The following is a 20558-nucleotide window of genomic DNA, read 5'->3' on the forward strand; positions in this document are numbered from 1 at the left end:
AGCGCCTCCGGCCCTCACCGAACAGGTGTGTTTAGCAATGAGTACAACGCTGCTGGTTGTCGACGATGACGACGAAATCCGCGAACTTCTCTGTGATTACCTGACAGATGCCGGTTACACCGTACTGGCCGCCGCTGATGGCGAGCAGATGCGTGAGCAACTGGCTGCGCACAAAGTGGAGCTGGTGGTGCTGGACCTGATGCTGCCCGGCGAGGATGGCTTGAGCCTGTGCCGCCAGCTGCAAGCCACCCCTGGCCTGGCGGTGATCATGTTGTCTGCCAAAGGCAGCACGCTGGACCGCATCATTGGCCTTGAAGTGGGCGCGGACGACTACCTGGCCAAGCCCTTCGAGCCACGCGAGCTGATTGCCCGGATCAAGGCCGTGCTGCGTCGCCCCCAGCGCCTCGATACACCGGTGGCAAAACCGGCTGTCGAAGCGCAGCAATTTGCCGGTTTTCGCCTCGACCACGTGAAGCGCCTGCTCACCCGCCCGGACGGCGAGACACTGCCCCTGCCCCGCTCCGATTACCGCGTGCTGCGTGAGCTGCTTGAAGCCAACAACCGTGTGGTGTCGCGCGATCATCTGACCCGCAGTGCGTTCGGCCGTGACCACCTGCCCGATGACCGCTCGGTAGACATGTGCGTCAGCCGCCTGCGCCAGCAACTGCGCCGCGCGCCGGGCGCCGTCGCGCAGATCCTCACCATCCGCAACGAAGGCTACCTGCTGAGCCTCGCCCGCAGCGAGGCGGATGCCTGAGGTGCGCTGGCTCCGCCGGCTGTGGCCGCGCACGCTGTTTGGCCAACTGCTGCTGATCATGGTCAGCGGCACGCTGGTAATCCAACTGATGTCGAGCAGCATCTGGTTCGATGTGCGTTTCGCGCAGGTGCTCGAAGCCCCGGTGCGGCTGATCGCCGCCCGCAGCGCGCCCCTGATTGCCAAGGCCAACTGCCATGCCGGCGCAGTGCAGGCGCCAGCCCATTATCAGCTGCGCTGTGCCGAGGCCTTGCCCGCGCAAGAAGTGGACGAACGCAGGGGGCGCAAGCGCATCGAATTGCTGCTGCACCAGGCCCTCAAGTACGAGCTTGGCCATGCTGTGGACGTGCGCCTGATGAAGGTGCAACTGACTGACGAACTGGGCCAGCCGATTGTCTGGCGCAGCCTGTTCGGCTTGCGCACGGCCCAGGCGCATATTCAGTTTGCCGTGCCGCTGGCCGATGGGCATTGGCTGACCATCGATGGCCAGGAGCTGCAGGGCTGGAGTGGCGAGTCTGCCTGGGCGTTGATCAGCGACTACCTGCTGCGGGTATATGCCCTGCGTATCGTCGCCGTGCTGCTGGTGTGCCTGCTGGCGGTGCGCCTGTGCCTGCGCCCGCTGCAGCGCCTGGCGGACGCAGCGCGAGGGCTGGGCAGCAACCTGGAGCAGCCGCCCTTGGCGCTGGATGGGCCGCAGGAAGTGCGCCAGGCGGCGCAGGCTTTCAATGCGATGCAGCAACGGTTGATTGCGATGGTCAACGACAAGGCCTACTTCCTCGCCGCCGTTTCCCACGATTTGCGTACCCCGTTGACCCGCATGCGCCTGCGCCTGGAGCGCCTGCCAGACGATGAGCAGCGCGAACGGCTGCGGCAGAACATCACGCAGATGGACGACATGATCGGCCAGGTACTCGACTACCTGCGCGCCGGCGAGCAGCAGAACCTGCAACAGGTGGACCTGGACCAGCTGGTGGCGCGCCAGTGCGCAGACTTGGCCACCGCCAGTGAGCCGCTTCCCGTTGAGGGCCAGGCTGGCACCGTGCGGGTCGATGCCCTGCTGCTGCAGCGGTGCCTGCAGAACCTGCTGGTCAATGCCTTGCGCTATGGCAAAGACGTTTCGGTCACGCTAGAGCGCGCGGCCACGGGGGTTTTTATCCACATCGATGACTGCGGGCCGGGGATTGCACCCGGCTTGATGGCGACGGTTACCGACCCGTTCGTGCGGGGGGAAGGGTCGCGCAATCAGGCGTCTGGCGGGTATGGCTTGGGGTTGAGCATCGCCCAGCGCATCGCGGCCAGTCATGGCGGCGAGTTGCTGCTGTACAACCGCGACGGCGGCGGCTTGCGGGCCAGTGTGCAGTTGCCCGAATAACCTGCCATCACGGCCTTGCGTCGCGAAAGGGTCGCGCAGGGCAAACCTGCGATCAGGTAACAGTCTTTTACCGATTCACCAGGTTTTCCGCAGCCTGCCTTTGCCTATCCTAGGCCCGGTCATCCTGCCTGCGATGGACCCATGAAACATTCACTGCCCAGCCGCTACGCCTGCCTCGTCACCTGCCTGCTGTTCACCTTCGCCAGCCTGCCGCTACTGCCCCAACAGGCCTGGCTCTGGCCGTTCACCGTGCTCACCGCCCTGCTCAGCCTGGTCGGCCTCAATGACCTGCGCCAGAGCCACCATGCAGTGCGGCGCAACTACCCGATCCTGGGCAACATCCGCTACCTGATCGAAACCATCCGCCCGGAAATCCGCCAATACCTGATCGAAGGCGACGACGACAAGCTGCCGTTCTCCCGCTCCCAGCGCTCGCTGGTGTACGCCCGGGCCAAGAATGAAAGCGCCGAAAAAGCCTTTGGCACACTCAACGATGCCTACAAGCCGGGCTTCGAATTCATCAGCCATTCGATGCTGCCGGTGGCCACCCCCGACCCTGCTTCGTTCCGCATCGCCATCGGCGGGCGGCAATGCCGGCTGCCCTACTCGGCCTCGATTTTCAACATCTCGGCCATGAGCTTCGGCGCCCTCAGCGCCAACGCCATCGCTGCCCTCAACCAGGGCGCACGCCTGGGCCGCTTTGCCCATGACACCGGTGAAGGCAGCATCAGCCCTTACCACCGCGAACATGGTGGCGACCTGATCTGGGAGATCGGCAGCGGTTACTTTGGCTGCCGTACCGAAGAGGGCCTTTTCGACCCGCAACGCTTCGCCGAGCAAGCCCGCTCGGCGCAAGTGAAGATGATCGAGATCAAGCTCAGCCAGGGCGCCAAACCCGGCCACGGCGGCATCCTGCCAGGGCACAAGGTGAGCCCGGAAATCGCCGCGACCCGGGGCGTGCGCGAAGGCCAGGACTGCATTTCCCCGGCTGCGCACAGCGCCTTCCGCACGCCGGTCGAATTGCTCAAGTTCGTTGCCAGCCTGCGCGAACTGTCGGGCGGCAAGCCAGTGGGCTTCAAGTTCTGCCTGGGGCACCCGTGGGAGTTCATGGGCATTGCCAAAGCCATGCTGGCCACCGGCATCACCCCCGACTTCATCGTCGTCGACGGCAAGGAAGGCGGCACCGGCGCGGCACCACGCGAGTTCAGCGACAACATGGGCGTGCCCATGCGCGAAGGGCTGATGTTCGTGCACAACACCTTGGTCGGCCTGAACCTGCGTTCGAGCATCCGCATTGGCGCAGCGGGCAAGATCGTCAGCGCCTTCGATATCGCCAGCGTGCTGGCCATTGGTGCCGACTGGGTGAATTCGGCGCGCGGCTTCATGTTCGCCATCGGCTGCATCCAGTCGCAAAGCTGCCACACCAACAAGTGCCCGACCGGGGTTGCCACGCAAGACCCGTTACGCCAGCGCGCATTGGTGGTACCGGACAAGGCCCAACGCGTGGCCAGCTTTCATCGCAACACGCTGCACACCTTGGCCGAGATGCTGGCGGCCGCAGGGCTGGAGCACCCAAGCGAACTCAAGCCCAAGCACCTGGCACGGCGTGTCAGCGCCAGTGAAATCGGCTTGTTCTCGGATTTGCATACGTTTCTCAAGCCTGGCGAATTGCTCAGTGGCTCGATTGAAAGCGAGTTTTATGCGCGGATGTGGCGGATGGCGCGTAGCGACAGCTTTGCACCGGAGACGGGGGAAGTTGAAAAAGCAGCAGGGGTACGACGTAGACAGGCGGAGCCGGCTTGAAGGCTGGGGGCGCTTTGCGCCCCTTTCGCGGCACAAGGCCGCTCCCCCAGGGGTTGCGCCGGCCTTGAAGGTTTAGAGCCAGCCAGTGTGGGAGCGGCCTTGCGCCGCGATAGGGCTGCAAAGCAGCCCCAGCGGGATCAGATCAGAAGATGCTGATCGGGTACTCGACGAATACGCGGACTTCGTTGCCGTCGTCGTTGTAGCCGTTCTGCTGTACCGCATTGTTGGTACGCACGAACGAGCTACGCAGCTTGATCGACAGGTCCTTGGCCGGGCCGTCCTGAACCACGTAACGGATCTGGTTGAAGATCTCGCGCTCTTTACCTTCACCGAAACCTTGCGGGTTGGCGACGTTGCGGGTGTTGATGTTGTCACCCACCACGTAGGCCAGCTTGTAGGTCAGGCCCGGAACGCCATAGGCGCCGAAGTCCAGGCCGTAGCCCAGCTGCCAGGAGCGCTCGTCTTCGGCGTTGAAGTCGGACCAGTACGAGTTGGCCAGGTAGATGGTCGAACCACCGTCACCCACGCCACCGGCGTTCTGGTAGAAGCCGTAGTTGTAGCCGGTGCTGCCGGTGCTGCGCTGATGCGCGAGGGTGAACGAGTGGGCACCGTACGCGTAAGTGGCAGCCAGGCTCCAGATGGTGTTGGAGTCGCCGTTCAGGCCAGCGGCCTGGACGTACTGCTTGTCGATGTCCGACTTGTAGCCGTTGAAGTCCAGGGTCAGCGACTGGTCGCTGGCGATCGGGAAGACGTAGTTCAAGCCCAGGTAGTGCTTCTTCATCACGTCTTCGTTGTCTGCGGTGTACAGCGAAGCGGTGAAGTTGTCGGTGAACTTGTAGCTACCGCCGAAGACGTTGATCGACTTCAGGCCACCACCGTCACGACGCTCGGCGCTCTTGCGCGCTTCCTGGGTGAAGCGACCGGCGTTCAGCTCCAGGCCCTCGATCTCTTTCGAGGTCAGCAGGGTGCCGGTGAAGCTTTCTGGCAGCAGACGTGCATCGTCGTACTGCAGCACAGGCAGTGCCGGCATCTGGTCACCGTACTTCAGCACGGTGTTGGAGATGCGGAATTTCACGGCAGCGCCGCCACGGGCAAGGTTATGCGGCGAGCTGGCGTTGCCCTCGGCATTGGTGGTTTCGTGCGGTTTGAAGAAGTCGACGCCGCCACCACCGTTGTGGCCCTTGCCGCCGTCCAGACGCACGGCATACAGGCCGAATGCGTCGACGCCGACACCGACGGTGCCCTGGGTGAAACCGGAGGAGAAGTTGGCGATGACGCCTTGGCCCCATTCGATCTGGTCATCGGTACCGTGCTTCTTGTCACGGTTGATGTAGGCGTTGCGCAGCAGCACATTGGCGTGGCTGTCTTCGATGAAGCCCTTGCTGTCGGCCTGCTCATTGGCCTGTGCCTGGGTCGCGGCGATCATCGCCAAGGCGACCAGGCTGATCCTGGTTTTCAACATGTTATTTTCCTTATTTCTTAATCAAAAACGCTCTGCAATATGACGCCAGGAACCAACGCCCCTTCGTAGGTTCGACGCTATGCGGATCCAAACTGGAAGGCTTTGCCGGCAATCGCACGGTGGCCTTTAACAGCAGCATGGCCATGTCATGGCCAGCAGGCGTTGGCCGAATCCTAGCGGTGTGCGATTACAAATGTCAAAAAATCGTGAAATGCAGGTTGATATAACCAAAATAACCGGCAGGTCTGGTGCATTTCCATGCCTGTTCGCGCTATCGGTGGGCAATTTTTCTCTTGTCAGGTAAGTCAGCTGACGTTGTGGGAGCAATCTTGGGCCGGGGGATTATACAAAGTGCCTAGTTACAAAGTGATACATATGTAAAGACAACCCTTTACAAATACCCAAGCAACAGTAAATAGCAAGCATTACCATTCGCACCTTCTTTTCACCTGCCTCGGTCCGGATGTGTCCATGCTTGTACCCTGCCGCCTTTCCCCCCTGTCGCTGGGCCTGTCGCTGCTGTTCAGCGCCAGCCTCGCCAACGCCGCCACCACTACCCTGCCGGAACTGTCGGTCACCGCCGAAAGCGAGCGTGAACAGGACAACCCGCGGGTCAAGGAGGTGAGTACCGCGACGCGCACCTCGACGCCGGTGCGTTATGTACCCCAGGCCATCGACACGGTGAAAACCGCCAACGTGCTGGATTACGGCAGCAACACCTTGGGCAAGGCACTCGAGGGTATCCCCAACGTCAGCAGCGGCGCCGACACCCGTTTCGACAGCGTGCGCATCCGCGGCTTCGATGCCAGCAACGACTTCTATCTGGACGGTGTTCGCGATGACAGCCAGTACATTCGCGACCTCAACAACATCGAGCGTGTCGAAGTGCTCAAAGGGCCGGCCGCAGTGCTGTACGGCCGTGGCAGCCAGGGTGGCATCGTCAACCGCGTCAGCAAGGCGCCTGAGCACGGCCGCCGTTCGAGCATCGAGGCGCAAGGCGGCAGCCAAGACCTGCGCAGCCTGTACGCCGACCTGAGTGCCGACCCCAGCGACACCATCAGCCTGCGCCTGAACCTGGGCAACGAGGACAGCAACAGCTTCCGCGATGGCATCGATGGCAGCCGCCAACTGTTCGCGCCCTCGATGAGCTGGCAACTGACGCCGGACCTGAACTGGCTGGTGCAATACGAATACAGCCGCTACAACCGCACGCCCGACCGCGGCATCCCTGGCGTCAACGGCCGCCCGGCAGACGTAAGCCGCAGCACCACCTATGGCGATACCCAGCGCGACTACATCGACGACCGCGCCCAGTCGCTGCGCTCGCGGTTGAACTACCAGCTAAACGAAGCCTGGCAACTGCGCCACACCCTTGGCCTGTTCAAGCTCGACAGCGAGTTCGACAACACCTACGCCACGGGCTACAACGCCAGCAACAACACCGTCACCCGCCAGCGCTGGCAGCAAGACCTGAACACCCGCAACCTGTTCAACAACCTGGAAGCCGAGGGCGACTTCAACACCCTGGGGCTGGAGCACAAACTGCTGGTGGGCCTGGAGTTCGGCAGCCAACGGCGTGACCCGACCCTGTACACCGCCCCGACGGGTACGGTGCCGAGCCTGGACGTGGGCAACCCCAACCGTAACCTGCAGCACAATGGGCCGCTGCTGGTGTCGAGCAACAACCACACCGTAGTCGAAAGCCGTGGCCTGTACCTTCAGGACCAGGTCCGCCTGAACGATCAATGGCAAATCCTCGCGGGCGTGCGCTTCGACCAGTTCGAGGTGGAAACCACCAACAAGATCAAGGGCATTTCCGAGCCGCAGGACAGCAACACCACCAGCCCGCGCCTGGGTGTGGTGTATACGCCGTGGCGTGATCACTCGTTCTATGCGTCGTGGAGCAAGACCTTCTCGCCCGTGGGCGGTGGCCTGATCGGCATCACCCCGGGCGCGCCGGGCAACACCAACGACACCGGGCCAGAGATGACCCGGCAGAAGGAAATCGGGGTCAAGAGCGACTGGCTCGACCAACGCCTGACCACCACCCTCGCGGTGTATGAACTGGAGCTGTACAACCGCCGCACGCGTGACGCCAACAACCCGGAAATCATTGTACTCACCGGCTTGCAACGCTCGCGCGGCATCGAGCTGACCGCTACCGGCAACATCGTCGGCAACTGGTACGTGCGCGGGGGCATCGGCCTGCAGGATGCAACCATCGTCAAGGACAACAACAACCAGGAAGGCAACCGCATCAACGACGTGGCCAAGCGTAACGCCAGCCTGTTCGTGACCTGGAAGCCGGAGCTGGGCTGGTACGCCGAGACGGGGCTGACGCTGGTGGGTGACCGTTATGCCGACAACCAGAACACCACGGTAATGCCGGGGTATGGCCGCTGGGATGCGCTCGCCGGCTACCGCACGCACGATTGGGATGTGCGCGCGGCGTTGAACAACATTGCCGACAAGACCTACTACAGCTCGGCGACCAGCGCCGCGCAGATTCAACCGGGTGACCCGCGCAGCCTGGTGGTGACGAGCACTTACCGCTTCTGATGTTTACTGCCTGCACCGGTGTCAGGGCCGGTGCAGGCTAGCCCGATACGGTCAGTGCCACACCGCCATCAGCGCTTGCATCTCCGCTTCACTGATCAGCCCTTGGGGGTATCGCCCGGCAAGCAGACGTCGTGGGTCGGTCGTCCTGACCTGTTTGCTTCCATGGTGCTTCAACCACTGCGCCAGAACCTTGAGCGATTGATGATTCACTGCCGATGGGCACAAAGCCGACTCACTTGCTGCGTTCATTTCCACACGTACTCCCTTGCCCGTGAGCGGCTAATCTACGTAGGTATTGTTACAGATCCAAGCGCCCGGCCAAGCCGAGCTATCTCTTTGAAAAACAATACAAAACATATGCCATTCGCGGCGCCGGACGTCGCCTGGAAATAAAAAGCCCGTCAGATGACGGGCCTCTTCGTTCAGCGTGGTTTCAGCGCTTGAGCGGCGCGGGTTGCTGTTGGGTCAGGCAATGGATATTGCCCCCGCCCAGCAGCAGCTCACGGCCAGGGATCATCACCACCTCGTGGTCCGGGAAGATCTTGGCCAGGATCGCTCTGGCCTGGGCATCTGCAGGGTCATCGAAGCTGGGCGCGATGATGCCGCCGTTGACGATCAGGAAGTTCACATACGAGCCGGCCAGGCGTACCGACGGGTCGCGCTCCTGGCTACCGGCCACCTGGTCGACACCGTCACATTCTTCGGCGGTGGCATACAGCGGGCCCGGAATCGGCATCTTGTGCACCACGAACTCACGGCCTTTGGCATCGCGGGTGTTTTTCAGCACCTCCAGCGCGGCGTGGCAGCGTGCGTAGTTGGGGTCGTTGGAATCATCGGTCCAGGCCAGTAACACTTCACCTGGGCGCACGTAACAGCAGAAGTTGTCGACGTGGCCGTCGGTTTCGTCGTTGTACAGGCCGTCCGGCAGCCAGACCACGGTGTCGACCGCCAGGTGCTCGCGCAGCACCGCCTCGATCTGTTCGCGGCCCAGGTGCGGGTTGCGGTTGCGGTTGAGCAGGCATTCCTCGGTGGTGATCACGGTGCCTTCGCCGTCCACGTGGATCGAGCCACCTTCCAGCACGAAGCCCTCGGTCTGGTAGCGCTGGCAGCGCTCCATTTCCAGTACCTTGGCGGCCAGTTCCTCGTCACGGTTCCAGGGCGCGTAGAGGCCGCCCTCGAAACCGCCCCAGGCATTGAAGCCCCAGTCCACACCGCGCACTTCGCCGTGGTCGTTGATGACGAAGGTTGGGCCGGTATCGCGCACCCAGGCATCGTCATTGCTGATTTCCACCACGCGGATGTTCGGCAGGTCGAGTTGGCGACGGGCGTTTTCGTACTGGCCAGCGGAAACCCCCACGGTCACCGGCTCGAAGCGGGCGATGGCCTTGGCCAGCGTCACATGCGCAGCCTGCGCCGGTTTGCCACCCAGGCGCCAGTTGTCCGAACGCTCCGGCCAGACCATCCAGACCTGGGTCTGCGGCGCCCATTCAGCGGGCATATGGAAGCCGTCGGCACGGGGGGTGGAGTTGAGGGTTTTCATGGTTAACCTCTGCGTAGGCCCTGAGCCGATGTGCACTGGGGCGTTGGTAGTGTGTGTGTGTAGGAGCGGCCTTGCGTCGCGATGGGGCGCAAAGCGCCCCCGGCTATCGCAAATTTATAACCGATATATATCGGCATTAAAAGCAAAAAAACCTGCCTAAGAAAACCATTAAACCAATTATACCGATATCAATCGAAATAACCCCAAGCCTTCCCGCCAAACCCATGATATTTGTCTGCCACCACCCTAGCCGACGAGCTAGGCTGCATGCCATAGAACTTGGTTTTCCAGAGGCCACTTGAGATGCGCATACTCGTCACAGGCGGCGCCGGCTTCATTGGCTCGGCGCTGGTCCGCCACCTGATCGACAACACCGAACACGAAGTGCTCAACCTCGACAAGCTGACCTACGCCGGCAACCTCGAATCGCTGCAGAGCATCGCCAACAACACCCGATACGAATTCGTCCAGGCCGATATCGCCGACTCGGCAACCGTCAGCGCCGTGCTCGAACGCTTTCAGCCTGGGGCGATCATGCACCTGGCAGCCGAATCCCATGTGGACCGGTCGATCGACGGCCCGGCCGCGTTCATCCAGACCAACATCGTCGGCACTTACGCCCTGCTCGAAGCCACCCGCGCCTGGTGGAGCCAGCTGCCGGCCGAGCAGCGCCGTGCGTTCCGTTTTCACCATATCTCCACGGACGAAGTCTATGGCGACCTGCATGGCGCCAACGACCTGTTTCACGAGACCACGCCGTATGCGCCCAGCTCACCCTATTCGGCGAGCAAGGCCGCCTCGGACCACCTGGTGCGCGCCTGGCACCGCACCTACGGGCTGCCGGTGCTGATCACCAACTGCTCGAACAACTACGGCCCTTACCATTTCCCCGAAAAGCTGATCCCGCTGATGATCCTCAATGCCTTGGCCGGCAAGCCACTGCCGGTGTATGGCAATGGCCAGCAAGTACGTGACTGGCTGTTCGTCGAAGACCACGCCCGGGCGTTGCTTGAAGTAGTGAGCCACGGACAGGTCGGCGAAACGTACAATATCGGCGGCCACAACGAGCAGAAGAACCTCGACGTGGTGCACGCCATCTGCGCCCTGCTCGAAGAGCTGGCGCCGCAGCACCCGCAAGGCGTGGCCCGCTATGCAGACCTGATCAGCTACGTCCAGGACCGCCCCGGCCACGACCTGCGCTATGCCATCGATGCCAGCAAGATCGAACGGGAACTGGGCTGGGTACCGCAAGAAACCTTCGCCAGCGGGCTGCGCAAGACGGTGCAGTGGTACCTGGACAACCTGCAATGGTGCCGTCATGTCCAGGATGGCAGCTACCAGGGTGAACGCCTGGGCAATACCGACATCAAGGAGCTCATTGCATGACCAAGGGCATCGTCCTGGCCGGAGGATCCGGCACACGCCTGCACCCCATCACCCTTGGGGTCTCCAAGCAACTGCTGCCGATTTACGACAAACCGATGATCTACTACCCGATTTCGGTGCTGATGCTCGCCGATATCCGCGAAATCCTGCTGATCTCGACACCTCAGGACCTGCCCCAGTATCGCCAGCTGTTCGGCGACGGAAGCCAGTTCGGCATCCACATCAACTATGCCGAGCAGCCCTCGCCCGATGGCCTGGCCCAGGCATTTCTGATCGGCGAGCAGTTTATCGGCGATGACTCGGTGTGCCTCATTCTTGGCGACAACATCTTCCACGGCCAGAGCTTCACCGAACAGTTGCAGCGCGCGGTCAACCACCCGAGTGGCGCCACGGTATTCGGCTATTGGGTCAAGGACCCGGAGCGCTTCGGCGTGGTCGAGTTCGACGAGCAAGGCAATGCCCTGTCCATCGAAGAAAAGCCCCTCAAGCCCAAGTCCAGCTATGCGGTGACGGGCCTGTACTTCTACGACAACGACGTAATCGAAATTGCCAAGGGCATCCGCCCCTCCGAGCGGGGCGAACTTGAAATCACCGATGTCACCAATGCCTACCTCAAGCGCGGCGACCTGCGCGTGGAGCGCTTTGGCCGCGGCTTTGCCTGGCTCGATACCGGGACTCACGAGAGCCTGCTGGATGCCTCGCAATATGTGCAAACCATCGAGAATCGCCAGGGGCTGAAGGTGGCCTGCCTGGAAGAAATCGCCTTCAACAAGGGCTGGATCACCCGTGACCAGTTGCTGGCCAAGGCTGAAAAACTCAAAAAGACCGGTTACGGTCAGTACCTGGGCAAACTGGCTAACGAGTCTGCATGAACATCATCCCCACCGAGATCCCTGATGTACTGATCATCGAACCGACGGTATACGGTGACAGCCGAGGCTTCTTCTTCGAAGCCTTCAACGCCCGTGAGTTTGCCAAGCAGACCGGCGTTGCCGTGGACTTCGTCCAGGACAACCACTCCCGCTCCCTCAAGGGCGTGTTGCGCGGCCTGCACTATCAGGTAGAAAACACCCAAGGCAAACTGGTGCGCGTGGTACAGGGTGAGATCCGCGATATTGCCGTGGATGTGCGCAAGAGCTCGCCAACTTTCGGCCAGTGGGTTGCCGTGCACCTGTCGGCCGACAATCATCGCCAATTGTGGATTCCGCCTGGCTTTGCCCACGGTTTTGCGGTGGTCAGCGAAACGGCCGAGTTCCTCTACAAGACCACCGACTACTACAACCCAGGCGCCGACCGTTGCATCCGCTGGGACGACGCGCAGCTGGCCATCGACTGGCAACTCGAAGGGCCGCCGGTGCTGTCGGAAAAGGACAAGGTCGGCGTACCGCTGAGTGAGGCGCAACTGCTGCCATGAAGATTGTCGTATGTGGCCGTAACGGCCAGGTAGCCCAGGCGCTGCAGGCGCATCTGGTCGGCCTTGGCGAGCTTCACGTGCTCGGGCGCGAGCAACTGGACCTGGCCCAGCCCGAGGCCCTGCGTGGCCCGCTGCGCCAGCTGGCCCCCGACCTGATCATCAATGCGGGTGCCTACACGGCGGTCGACCAGGCCGAGCACGAGCCAGAGCGCGCCTTTGCGATCAATGCCCACGGCCCTGGCGTACTTGCCGAAGAAGCGGCACGGCTCGGCGCGCCGCTTATCCACTACTCCACCGACTACGTCTTCGACGGCAGCAAGGCCACGCCCTATACCGAACAAGACGCCCCCAACCCCCTGGGGGTCTACGGCCAAAGCAAACTTGCAGGCGAGCAGGCGATTGCCGCAGTGGCCGGCCAGCACTTGATCCTGCGTACCAGCTGGGTTTATTCGCTGTACGGGCGCAACTTTCTGCTGACCCTGCAGCGCCTGCTGCAAGAGAAGCCTCAACTGCGCATTGTCGACGATCAGATCGGCGCACCGACCTGGGCCGGTAGCATTGCCGCCAGCACCCGTGTATTGGTCGAACGTTGGCAGGCCGGGCAAGCGGGCGCCTGGGGCACCTACCACCTTACCGCGCAAGGCGAGACGTCCTGGTTCGGCTTCGCCCAGGCCATCGCCGAGCAACTCAAGGCCCAAGGCCTGCCCTGCGCCGAACTGCTGCCAATCCCGTCCAGCGACTACCCCACGCCGGCCCGCAGGCCGCTCAACTCACGCCTGGACTGCTCACGCCTGGCCCACGAATGGCACATCCGCCTGCCGCACTGGCAGCAGGCGCTGATCGACTGCCTCAAGTAGCGCATAATTGCGTCAGACTTTTCTGGCGCACTTACGTGATGATTGCAAAACCTACGCCCCCACGCCGTCCCCGCTGGCGCAGCCTGGCCCTGCTGGCCCTGTGCCTCGCACCGCTGCTGTGGCCGCTGCATCACCTGGCCGAGCGCTACTACCAGGAAGAACTGGCCTCACAGAACCGCCAGACCCTCGACCTGTACGTCGCCAACCTGCTCGGCACCCTGCACCGCTACGAAACCCTGCCGCAGATCCTCGGCGACCTGCCGGCCCTGCGCGGCGTGCTGGCTGACCCGTTCCGCCTGGAAGCGGTGACCAACGCCAACCGCCTGCTCAAGGGCATCGTCCAGCAGACCGGTGCCGAGGTCATGTACCTGATGGACGTCAGCGGCAACACCCTGGCCGCCTCCAACTGGGACAAGCACGACAGTTTCGTCGGCCGTAACTTCGCCTTCCGCCCTTACTTCAACGAGGCCATGGCCGGCCACCTGGGGCGTTTCTTCGGCCAGGGCACCACCTCGGCCAAGCGTGGCTACTTCTTTGCCGCAGCGGTGCGGGACCGCGAGCGCATCGTTGGCGTGCTGGTGGTCAAGGTCGACCTGGACCACACCGAAACCCTCTGGGGCCGCACCCCAGAGCAACTATTGCTGACCGACCATAACGGCGTGGTGATCCTGACCTCACGGCCCGACTGGCGCTTCCGTGCCACCCGCGCGCTGACCGAGGCCGAGCGCCAGGCGATCATCGCCATCCAGCCGTACCCGACCCAGGCCCCGCAGCCGCTGCTGCTCAGCCAGGATGCGTGGATCACCCAGACCCGCGACATCAAGGAAACCGGCTGGCAAGTCAGCATCCTCGCGCCACGCATGCTGGTCGACCGCTCGGTGCAGACGGTGATGGCCATCGGCGCCGGCACGCTGCTGGTGATGATGCTGCTGGCCGGCCTGGTGATGCAGCGGCGGCGCCACTACATCGACCGTATCGACTTCGAGGCCCGTGGCCGCCAAGAGCTGGAAAAGCGCGTGGCCGAACGTACCGCCGACCTCGAAGGCCTCAATACCCGCCTCAAAAGTGCCGTGCTGGAACGTGAAAATGCCCAGCAGGAAGCCGTGCGGGCCCAGGACGAACTGGTCCAGGCCGGCAAGCTGTCGGTGCTGGGCACCATGTCGGCGAGTATCAGCCACGAGCTCAACCAGCCGCTGGCGGCCATTCGCAGTTACGCCGAGAACGCCGAGATCTTGCTTGACCATCAACGCACCGACGACGCCCGCGGCAACCTCAAGCTGATCGGTGAACTGACCGGGCGCATGGCCTCTATCATCGCCCACCTGCGCGCCTTCGCCCGCCGCGACCGCCACGCCCCGGAGAGCGTGGCCCTGCAGCCGGCACTGGACGATGCCCTGGCCTTGCTGGCCAAGCGCCGCCGCGCGATGGCCGTCGAGCTGATCCGCGACCTGCCAGAGGCCACGTTGTGGGTACAGGCGGGCGAAACCCGCCTGCGCCAGGTACTGGGCAACTTGCTGGCCAACGCCCTCGACGCCCTGACCGAAAAGGCCAACCCGCGCCGTCTGTGGCTGAGTGCCGAACAGCGCGATGGCTACGTCTACCTGTTCATCCGCGACAACGGCCCTGGCTTCAGCCGCCAGGCGCTGGAGCATGCCAAGGAGCCGTTCTTCACCACCAAGACCCGCACCCAGGGCCTGGGCCTGGGGCTGGCCATCTGCGAAAGCCTGATGCGCGCGCTGGGCGGTGAACTGCTACTGGCCAACCACCCTGAAGGCGGCGCCTTGCTTACCCTGCAACTGCGCGTGGCCGCACCCGGCGCTACCCTGCCCAATTCGGAGGACCCCTCGGCATGACCCCCGAGACACTGATCGACAGCCAAGCCCAGGTCATTCTGGTCGACGACGACCCCCACCTGCGCCAAGCGCTGAGCCAGACCTTGGACCTTGCCGGGCTCAAGGTGGTGGCGCTGGCCGATGCCCAAGGCCTGGCCGAGCGTATCGAAGCCGACTGGCCCGGTGTGGTGGTCAGCGACATCCGCATGCCTGGCATCGATGGCCTGCAACTGCTGGAGCAACTGCACGGGCGCGACAGCGAGCTGCCGGTGCTGCTGATTACCGGCCACGGCGATGTGCCGTTGGCGGTACAGGCGATGCGCGCCGGTGCCTATGACTTCCTTGAAAAACCGTTTGCCAGCGACGCCCTGCTCGACAGCGTGCGCCGCGCCCTGGCCCTGCGCCGCCTGGTGCTGGACAACCGCAGCCTGCGCCTGGCCTTGAGCGACCGCCAGCAACTGGCCACGCGCCTGGTGGGCCAGTCGCCGTCGATGCTGCGCCTGCGCGAGCAGATCGGCGCCTTGGCAGGTACCCGCGCCGATGTGCTGATACTGGGTGAGACCGGTGCCGGCAAAGAGGTGGTGGCCCGCGCCCTGCACGACCTGTCCAGCCGCCGTGACGGGCCATTCGTGGCGATCAACGCCGGGGCACTGGCCGAGTCGGTGGTCGAGAGCGAGTTGTTCGGCCACGAACCTGGCGCCTTCACCGGTGCGCAGAAGCGGCGCATCGGCAAGTTCGAATTCGCCAATGGCGGCACGCTGTTTCTCGATGAAATCGAAAGCATGAGCCTGGATGTACAGGTCAAACTGCTGCGCATGTTGCAGGAGCGGGTGGTCGAGCGCCTGGGCGGCAACCAGCTGATCCCGCTGGATATCCGCATCATTGCTGCCACCAAGGAAGACCTGCGCCAGTCCGCCGACCAGGGGCGCTTCCGCGCCGACCTGTATTACCGCCTGAACGTGGCGCCGCTGCGCATACCCCCGCTGCGTGAGCGCGGTGACGACATCCTGGTGTTGTTCCAGCACTTCGCCGATGCCGCCAGCCAGCGCCACGGCTTGACGCCGCACACCCTGCAGCCCGCCCAGCGCGCCATGCTGCTGCGCCACGCCTGGCCTGGCAATGTGCGGGAGCTGCAGAACGCTGCCGAACGCTTTGCCCTGGGCCTTGAGCTTGCCCTCGACGGCCAGGCACCGGCTGCGGCAACGCCAGCGCCGGTGGTAGTGACCGGCAACCTCAGCGAACAGGTCGAGCAGTTCGAGCGCTCGCTGATTGCCGCCGAGCTTGGCCAACCACACAGCTCCATGCGCAGCCTGGCCGAGGCTCTGGGCATTCCACGCAAGACCTTGCATGACAAGCTGCGCAAGCACAGCCTCAGTTTTGACGGCGGCAGCGGCGGGCACGACGACCAGGAGGACAACCGTCCATGAGCACCGACAGCCAGTACCTGCAGGGCGTACTGCACAGCGACATCCCCCTCACGCGGGAAATGGGCCTGGAGGTCATCGACTGGCAGCAGCACACCCTGCGCCTGCAACTGCCGCTGGCGGCCAACGTCAACCACAAGAGCACCATGTTCGGCGGCAGCTTGTACTGCGCTGCGGTACTGGTGGGCTGGGGGTGGCTGCACCTGCGCCTGCGCGAGTTGGGCATCGATGACGGGCATATCGTCATCCAGGAGGGGCAGATCAGTTACCCGTTGCCGGTCACCGGTACGGCAGTGGCCCGCTGTGCGGCGCCGGATGAAAAGAGCTGGGCGCGCTTCGTGACGATGTACCAGCGCCGTGGGCGGGCGCGGCTGACGCTGGAGACTACCGTCAGCAATGCCGGCAGCGACGAACCGGCCGTGCAGTTCAGCGGGCAGTACGTTCTGCACCGCTGATTGCCTGCACGCACCCTAGTTGTTGTAGGCGCGGCGCGACAGGTCGATCAAGGCCTGGCGCCAGCTGGCAGCGCTGGGCAAGGCCAGGAAAAACGGGTTCAGCAGTGACTCACGCGGCGGATAGCGGAACGGCTGGCCGTCCAGCTCGATGACCTCGCCACCGGCACCTTCGACCACACCCTGCGCCGCAGCAGTGTCCCACTGCGAAGTCGGCGCCAGGCGCGGGTAGCAATCGGCGCTGCCTTCGGCCAGCAGGCAGAACTTCAGCGAGCTGCCGATATTGGCCAGTGCCAGGTCCCCCACCGCAGCCCCTAGCCCGGCCAGCAGCGCTTCTTGCTCCGGGCTGGAATGACGACGGCTGGCGACCACGGTGAAACGGCCATCGGCAGGCGGTGCATTGCGTACCTGGATCGGCTCGGCCGCTTCACCCGCCTCGGCACGCCAGGCACCCAACTGGCGGCCGCCAAAGTAACAGCGCCCGTTGGTCGGCATCGACACCACGCCAAACACCACCTCAGCATTGTCGATCAGCGCGATGTTGACCGTGAACTCTTCACTGCCTGCAATGAATTCCTTGGTACCGTCCAGCGGGTCGACCAGCCACCAACGGCTCCAGCCCTGGCGCTCGGCCAGCGATATGTCGCAGTCTTCTTCGGACAGCACCGGGATGTGCGGCGCCAGCGCCAGCAAGCCATCGGCAATGACCCGGTGCGCCGCCAGGTCTGCCGCAGTGACCGGTGAATCGTCGGCCTTGTTGCTGACCGCCACATCGGCGCGCCAGAACGGCAGAGTCGCCTGGCCCGCCACCTGGGCCAGCTTGACCACTTCGTGCATCAGCTGCAGGTCGTTCATAGCTCCAGCAGCCCCCGCTGGCTCAGCAGGTCGCGCGCCAGGTAAAGCGCCGCCAAGGCGCGGCCCTCGGTGAACTGCGGGTGCATGGCCAGGGCCGACAACTCGCGCAGGTTGACCTTGTCGACCCGCATCGGCTCCGGCTCATCGCCTTCAAGCTGCTCTTCATACAGGTCGGTCGCCAGCACCACCTGGATCTTCTGGCTCATGTAGCCAGGCGACAGCGACAGTTCGGTCAGGTGCTCCAGTTGCCGCGCCCCAAAACCGGCCTCTTCCTTGAGCTCCCGGTCTGCCGCCGCCAGCACGTCCTCGCCCGGTTCGATGAGGCCCTTGGGCAACGACAGCTCGTATTCGTCCGTGCCGCCGCAGTATTCCTCGACCAGCACAGCATGTTCGGCGTCGAGCATCGCCACGATCATCACCGCCCCGTAACCGTTGCCCCGGCCGACCAGGCGCTCGTAGGTGCGCTCGGCACCATTACTGAAGCGCAGTTGCACGGCCTCGACGCGGAACAGGCGGCTGCTGGCGACGATTTCGCGGTTGAGGACGGTGGGTTTCTGGCGCATGGGGCAGCTCCTTGGCGTGAACGGGTTACTATACCGTGGCTAGCCGACTGAACGAGAGTTTCCCATGTCTGTTCTTCCCTGGTCTGCCATCGATACCGTCCTGCTGGACATGGACGGCACGCTGCTCGACCTGCACTACGACAACCGATTCTGGCTGGAGCACCTGCCCCAGCGCTATGCCGAGCTGCATGGCGTCAGCCGGGCCATGGCAGAAATGGAGCTGCAGCCGCTGTTCGAGCGCAATGCTGGCACGCTCAACTGGTACTGCCTGGACTTCTGGAGCCGTGAGCTGAAGCTGCCGATCCGTGAGCTCAAGCGCGAGATCGCCGACCTGATCGCCCTGCGCCCGGATGCCGACACCTTCCTGGCCGCCATCCGCCAGGCGGGCAAGCGCGTGGTGATGATCACCAATGCCCACCGCGATTCGTTGTCACTGAAGTTGGAGCGGGTAGAACTGGCGCCGTACTTCGAGCGGCTGATCAGTTCGCATGACTATGGCTACCCCAAGGAAAGCCCACAGTTCTGGGATGCGTTGCAGGCGGATATCGGCTTCGACCCGGCGCGCAGCCTGTTTATCGACGACACCCTGGCCATTTTGCGCAGCGCACGGCAGTTTGGGGTCGGGCACTTGCTGGCAGTGAGGCAACCGGACAGCCAGGCAGCGCCGCGCGATACTCAGGAGTTTGCCGCGGTAGAGGATTACCGGGATTTGTTGTCGGGGCTTTGAGGGCCTCTTCGCGGGGCAAGCCCGCTCCCATAGGTAAGCAAAACCCTTGAGCATTGCAGGGTACCTGTGGGGGCGGGCTTGCCCCGCGAAAGAGCCAGCACGATCTATCAGTCCGGAATGCGCAACACCTGCCCCGGATAGATCTTGTCCGGGTGCGACAGCATCGGCTTGTTGGCCTCGAAGATCTTGTTGTACTGGTTGGCATTGCCATACACGACTACTGCAATGGCTGACAGCGTGTCACCCTTTTTCACGGTAACGAAACGCGCAGCCTGAACGACCGGCCCTGTTACGGTGATCTGATCATCAACGCTGGCCACACCGTTGATGTTGCCCGCCGCCAGAATGATCTTCTCTTTCTCCTCCTGGCTGGCAACCTCGCCTTTGAGGATGATCTTGTCGCCCTCTACAGTGGCGGTGATGTCCGGATTACCCAGGCCGACGCTTTCCACGTGCTTTTTCAACTGCTCCTCGGCATTGGCATTACCGGGGGTCAGCAGGTCGATCAACTTCTCGCCGGCTTCCTTCACGAAACTGAACAGGCTCATTGCGTTCTCCTTGTTGATAAAACCTCGGAGCCAGGAGTCTAGGCCAGGATTACCCGACCTGCCCCTGCCGCGACCAATCGACGCGGTCTATCAAGGCATAGACCCTAGCGATTAGACGAGACCGTCCCACAGGCCTAGGCTTGGGCTATCAAATCGCCGCCGGTAGCCAGCCCCGATGAACAGCAAACCTCCGGTCTGCGCGGCCTCATCGCCTTTGGCCTTGCCCGCCGCCAGCAACACCTACGATTATGCCCAGCTCGGCGACGCCGAGCGCGCCAGTACGCCCCTGGCCGAAGAAGTGGCCTTGGCCATTGCCTACAACGGCCTCAACCAAGCGGTGATGCTGGTCAGCCCTACCGACCTTGAAGACTTTGCCGTCGGCTTCAGCGTCGGCGCCGGGCTTGTCGAAGGCACCCACGAGATCTATGACCTCAAGCTGTCCGGCACCGGTTCGGCCCTGTACGCCGACCTGGAAATCTCCAGCCGGGCCTTCTGGAACCTGAAGAACCAGCGCCGCCAGCTGGCCGGCACTAGCGGCTGCGGCCTGTGCGGGGTCGAAGCACTCGAGCAGGCACTGCCCGAGCTGGCCGAACTGCCCGGTGCGCCCTTGCCGCCTGCGCACTGGCTGGCAGGCCTGCGTGGGCGTATCGACGCCTTCCAGCCGCTCGGCCAGCATTGCGGCGCGGTGCATGCGGCACTGTTCATGGACCGTAACGGCGAACTGCTGCTCGGCCGCGAAGACATCGGCCGGCACAACGCCCTCGACAAACTGATCGGAGCCCTGCTGCGCCAAGGCATCGACAGCACCGGCGGCCTGGCCATCGTCACCAGCCGCTGCAGCCTGGAACTGATCCAGAAGGTGCTGCGTGCCGGCATCCAGACCCTGGTCAGCCTCTCGGCACCCACCGGCCTGGCCCTGCAATGGGCGCGCAAGCACAACCTCAACCTCATTCACTTGCCCAAACACAGTGCACCGCGGGTCTACAGCCCAGCGGCGGAGTCGTAACAGC

General features: G+C 63.5%; 19 protein-coding genes. 13 read left to right on the forward strand and 6 right to left on the reverse strand.

Annotated features, from left to right (window positions below; translation table 11 throughout):
* Positions 1-37 precede the first annotated feature (37 nt).
* The 3 genes from PC358_RS25085 to PC358_RS25095 all read left to right on the forward strand — a co-directional run bounded on the left by PC358_RS25085 (position 38) and on the right by PC358_RS25095 (position 3929).
* Positions 38-757: a response regulator gene (locus tag PC358_RS25085; RefSeq protein WP_033703206.1), complete on the forward strand. Its 720-nt coding sequence runs from the start codon at positions 38-40 to the stop codon at positions 755-757.
* Positions 750-2126, forward strand: a complete 1377-nt coding sequence (locus PC358_RS25090; RefSeq protein WP_033703207.1) for an ATP-binding protein — start codon at positions 750-752, stop codon at positions 2124-2126. Before PC358_RS25085 ends, PC358_RS25090 begins: the two co-directional genes overlap by 8 nt.
* Before the next feature lie 141 nt (positions 2127-2267).
* A complete protein-coding gene (locus tag PC358_RS25095; RefSeq protein WP_033703208.1) occupies positions 2268-3929 on the forward strand; it encodes an FMN-binding glutamate synthase family protein in 1662 nt (553 codons plus the stop codon).
* A gap of 142 nt (positions 3930-4071) precedes the next feature.
* Here the strand turns inward: PC358_RS25095 and PC358_RS25100 are convergent, their stop codons facing one another.
* Positions 4072-5391 carry an OprD family porin gene (locus PC358_RS25100; RefSeq protein ID WP_033703209.1) on the reverse strand — a complete coding sequence of 440 codons (1320 nt, stop codon included), beginning with the start codon at positions 5389-5391 and terminating at the stop codon, positions 4072-4074.
* 471 nt (positions 5392-5862) lie between these two features.
* Here PC358_RS25100 and PC358_RS25105 point away from each other — a divergent pair, with 471 nt between their 5' ends.
* Complete coding sequence (locus PC358_RS25105; protein ID WP_033703210.1) at positions 5863-7950, forward strand: TonB-dependent receptor; 2088 nt, start codon at positions 5863-5865, stop codon at positions 7948-7950.
* 51 nt (positions 7951-8001) lie between these two features.
* On the opposite strand, the gene PC358_RS28200 is transcribed toward PC358_RS25105, so the two are convergent.
* Together PC358_RS28200 and aguA are read right to left on the reverse strand one after the other, a co-directional pair.
* Complete coding sequence (locus PC358_RS28200; RefSeq protein WP_077068774.1) at positions 8002-8199, reverse strand: hypothetical protein; 198 nt, start codon at positions 8197-8199, stop codon at positions 8002-8004.
* 184 nt (positions 8200-8383) lie between these two features.
* Positions 8384-9490: an agmatine deiminase gene (aguA, locus tag PC358_RS25110; protein ID WP_033703211.1), complete on the reverse strand. Its 1107-nt coding sequence runs from the start codon at positions 9488-9490 to the stop codon at positions 8384-8386.
* A 303-nt stretch (positions 9491-9793) separates the two neighbouring features.
* Here aguA and rfbB point away from each other — a divergent pair, with 303 nt between their 5' ends.
* Genes rfbB through PC358_RS25145 form a run of 7 tightly spaced genes read left to right on the forward strand, consistent with a single transcriptional unit; the run spans position 9794 to position 16858 of the window.
* On the forward strand, positions 9794-10876 hold the full coding sequence (gene rfbB / locus PC358_RS25115) for a dTDP-glucose 4,6-dehydratase (RefSeq protein ID WP_033703212.1): 1083 nt from the start codon (positions 9794-9796) through the stop codon (positions 10874-10876).
* On the forward strand, positions 10873-11748 hold the full coding sequence (gene rfbA, locus PC358_RS25120) for a glucose-1-phosphate thymidylyltransferase RfbA (protein ID WP_033703213.1): 876 nt from the start codon (positions 10873-10875) through the stop codon (positions 11746-11748). The genes rfbB and rfbA overlap by 4 nt, the downstream gene beginning before the upstream one ends.
* On the forward strand, positions 11745-12290 hold the full coding sequence (rfbC, locus tag PC358_RS25125; protein WP_033703214.1) for a dTDP-4-dehydrorhamnose 3,5-epimerase: 546 nt from the start codon (positions 11745-11747) through the stop codon (positions 12288-12290). Before rfbA ends, rfbC begins: the two co-directional genes overlap by 4 nt.
* Positions 12287-13147, forward strand: coding sequence for a dTDP-4-dehydrorhamnose reductase (gene rfbD, locus PC358_RS25130; protein WP_033703215.1), 861 nt, complete (start codon positions 12287-12289; stop codon positions 13145-13147). The genes rfbC and rfbD overlap by 4 nt, the downstream gene beginning before the upstream one ends.
* Before the next feature lie 38 nt (positions 13148-13185).
* Positions 13186-15000 carry a sensor histidine kinase gene (locus PC358_RS25135; RefSeq protein ID WP_033703216.1) on the forward strand — a complete coding sequence of 605 codons (1815 nt, stop codon included), beginning with the start codon at positions 13186-13188 and terminating at the stop codon, positions 14998-15000.
* Positions 14997-16406 carry a sigma-54-dependent transcriptional regulator gene (locus tag PC358_RS25140; RefSeq protein ID WP_033703218.1) on the forward strand — a complete coding sequence of 470 codons (1410 nt, stop codon included), beginning with the start codon at positions 14997-14999 and terminating at the stop codon, positions 16404-16406. Before PC358_RS25135 ends, PC358_RS25140 begins: the two co-directional genes overlap by 4 nt.
* Positions 16403-16858 carry a thioesterase domain-containing protein gene (locus tag PC358_RS25145; RefSeq protein ID WP_033703219.1) on the forward strand — a complete coding sequence of 152 codons (456 nt, stop codon included), beginning with the start codon at positions 16403-16405 and terminating at the stop codon, positions 16856-16858. Before PC358_RS25140 ends, PC358_RS25145 begins: the two co-directional genes overlap by 4 nt.
* 15 nt (positions 16859-16873) lie before the next feature.
* Here the strand turns inward: PC358_RS25145 and cysQ are convergent, their stop codons facing one another.
* Positions 16874-17710 (reverse strand): 3'(2'),5'-bisphosphate nucleotidase CysQ, encoded by an 837-nt coding sequence (gene cysQ / locus PC358_RS25150; protein ID WP_033703220.1) that lies wholly within the window; start codon positions 17708-17710, stop codon positions 16874-16876.
* Positions 17707-18273 (reverse strand): ADP compounds hydrolase NudE, encoded by a 567-nt coding sequence (nudE, locus tag PC358_RS25155; RefSeq protein WP_033703221.1) that lies wholly within the window; start codon positions 18271-18273, stop codon positions 17707-17709. The genes cysQ and nudE overlap by 4 nt, the downstream gene beginning before the upstream one ends.
* 64 nt (positions 18274-18337) lie before the next feature.
* Between nudE and yrfG the strand changes: the two genes are divergently transcribed.
* Positions 18338-19000 carry a GMP/IMP nucleotidase gene (gene yrfG, locus PC358_RS25160; protein ID WP_033703223.1) on the forward strand — a complete coding sequence of 221 codons (663 nt, stop codon included), beginning with the start codon at positions 18338-18340 and terminating at the stop codon, positions 18998-19000.
* A 107-nt stretch (positions 19001-19107) separates the two neighbouring features.
* Here the strand turns inward: yrfG and lysM are convergent, their stop codons facing one another.
* Positions 19108-19548, reverse strand: coding sequence for a peptidoglycan-binding protein LysM (gene lysM, locus PC358_RS25165; RefSeq protein WP_033703224.1), 441 nt, complete (start codon positions 19546-19548; stop codon positions 19108-19110).
* Positions 19549-19723: 175 nt separating this feature from the next.
* Here lysM and fdhD point away from each other — a divergent pair, with 175 nt between their 5' ends.
* Entirely contained in the window at positions 19724-20554 is an 831-nt protein-coding gene (gene fdhD, locus PC358_RS25170; protein WP_033703225.1) for a formate dehydrogenase accessory sulfurtransferase FdhD, read from the forward strand.
* The last annotated feature ends 4 nt before the right edge of the window (positions 20555-20558 follow it).

This window comes from Pseudomonas capeferrum (assembly GCF_000731675.1).
Classification (GTDB): Bacteria; Pseudomonadota; Gammaproteobacteria; order Pseudomonadales; family Pseudomonadaceae; genus Aquipseudomonas; species Aquipseudomonas capeferrum.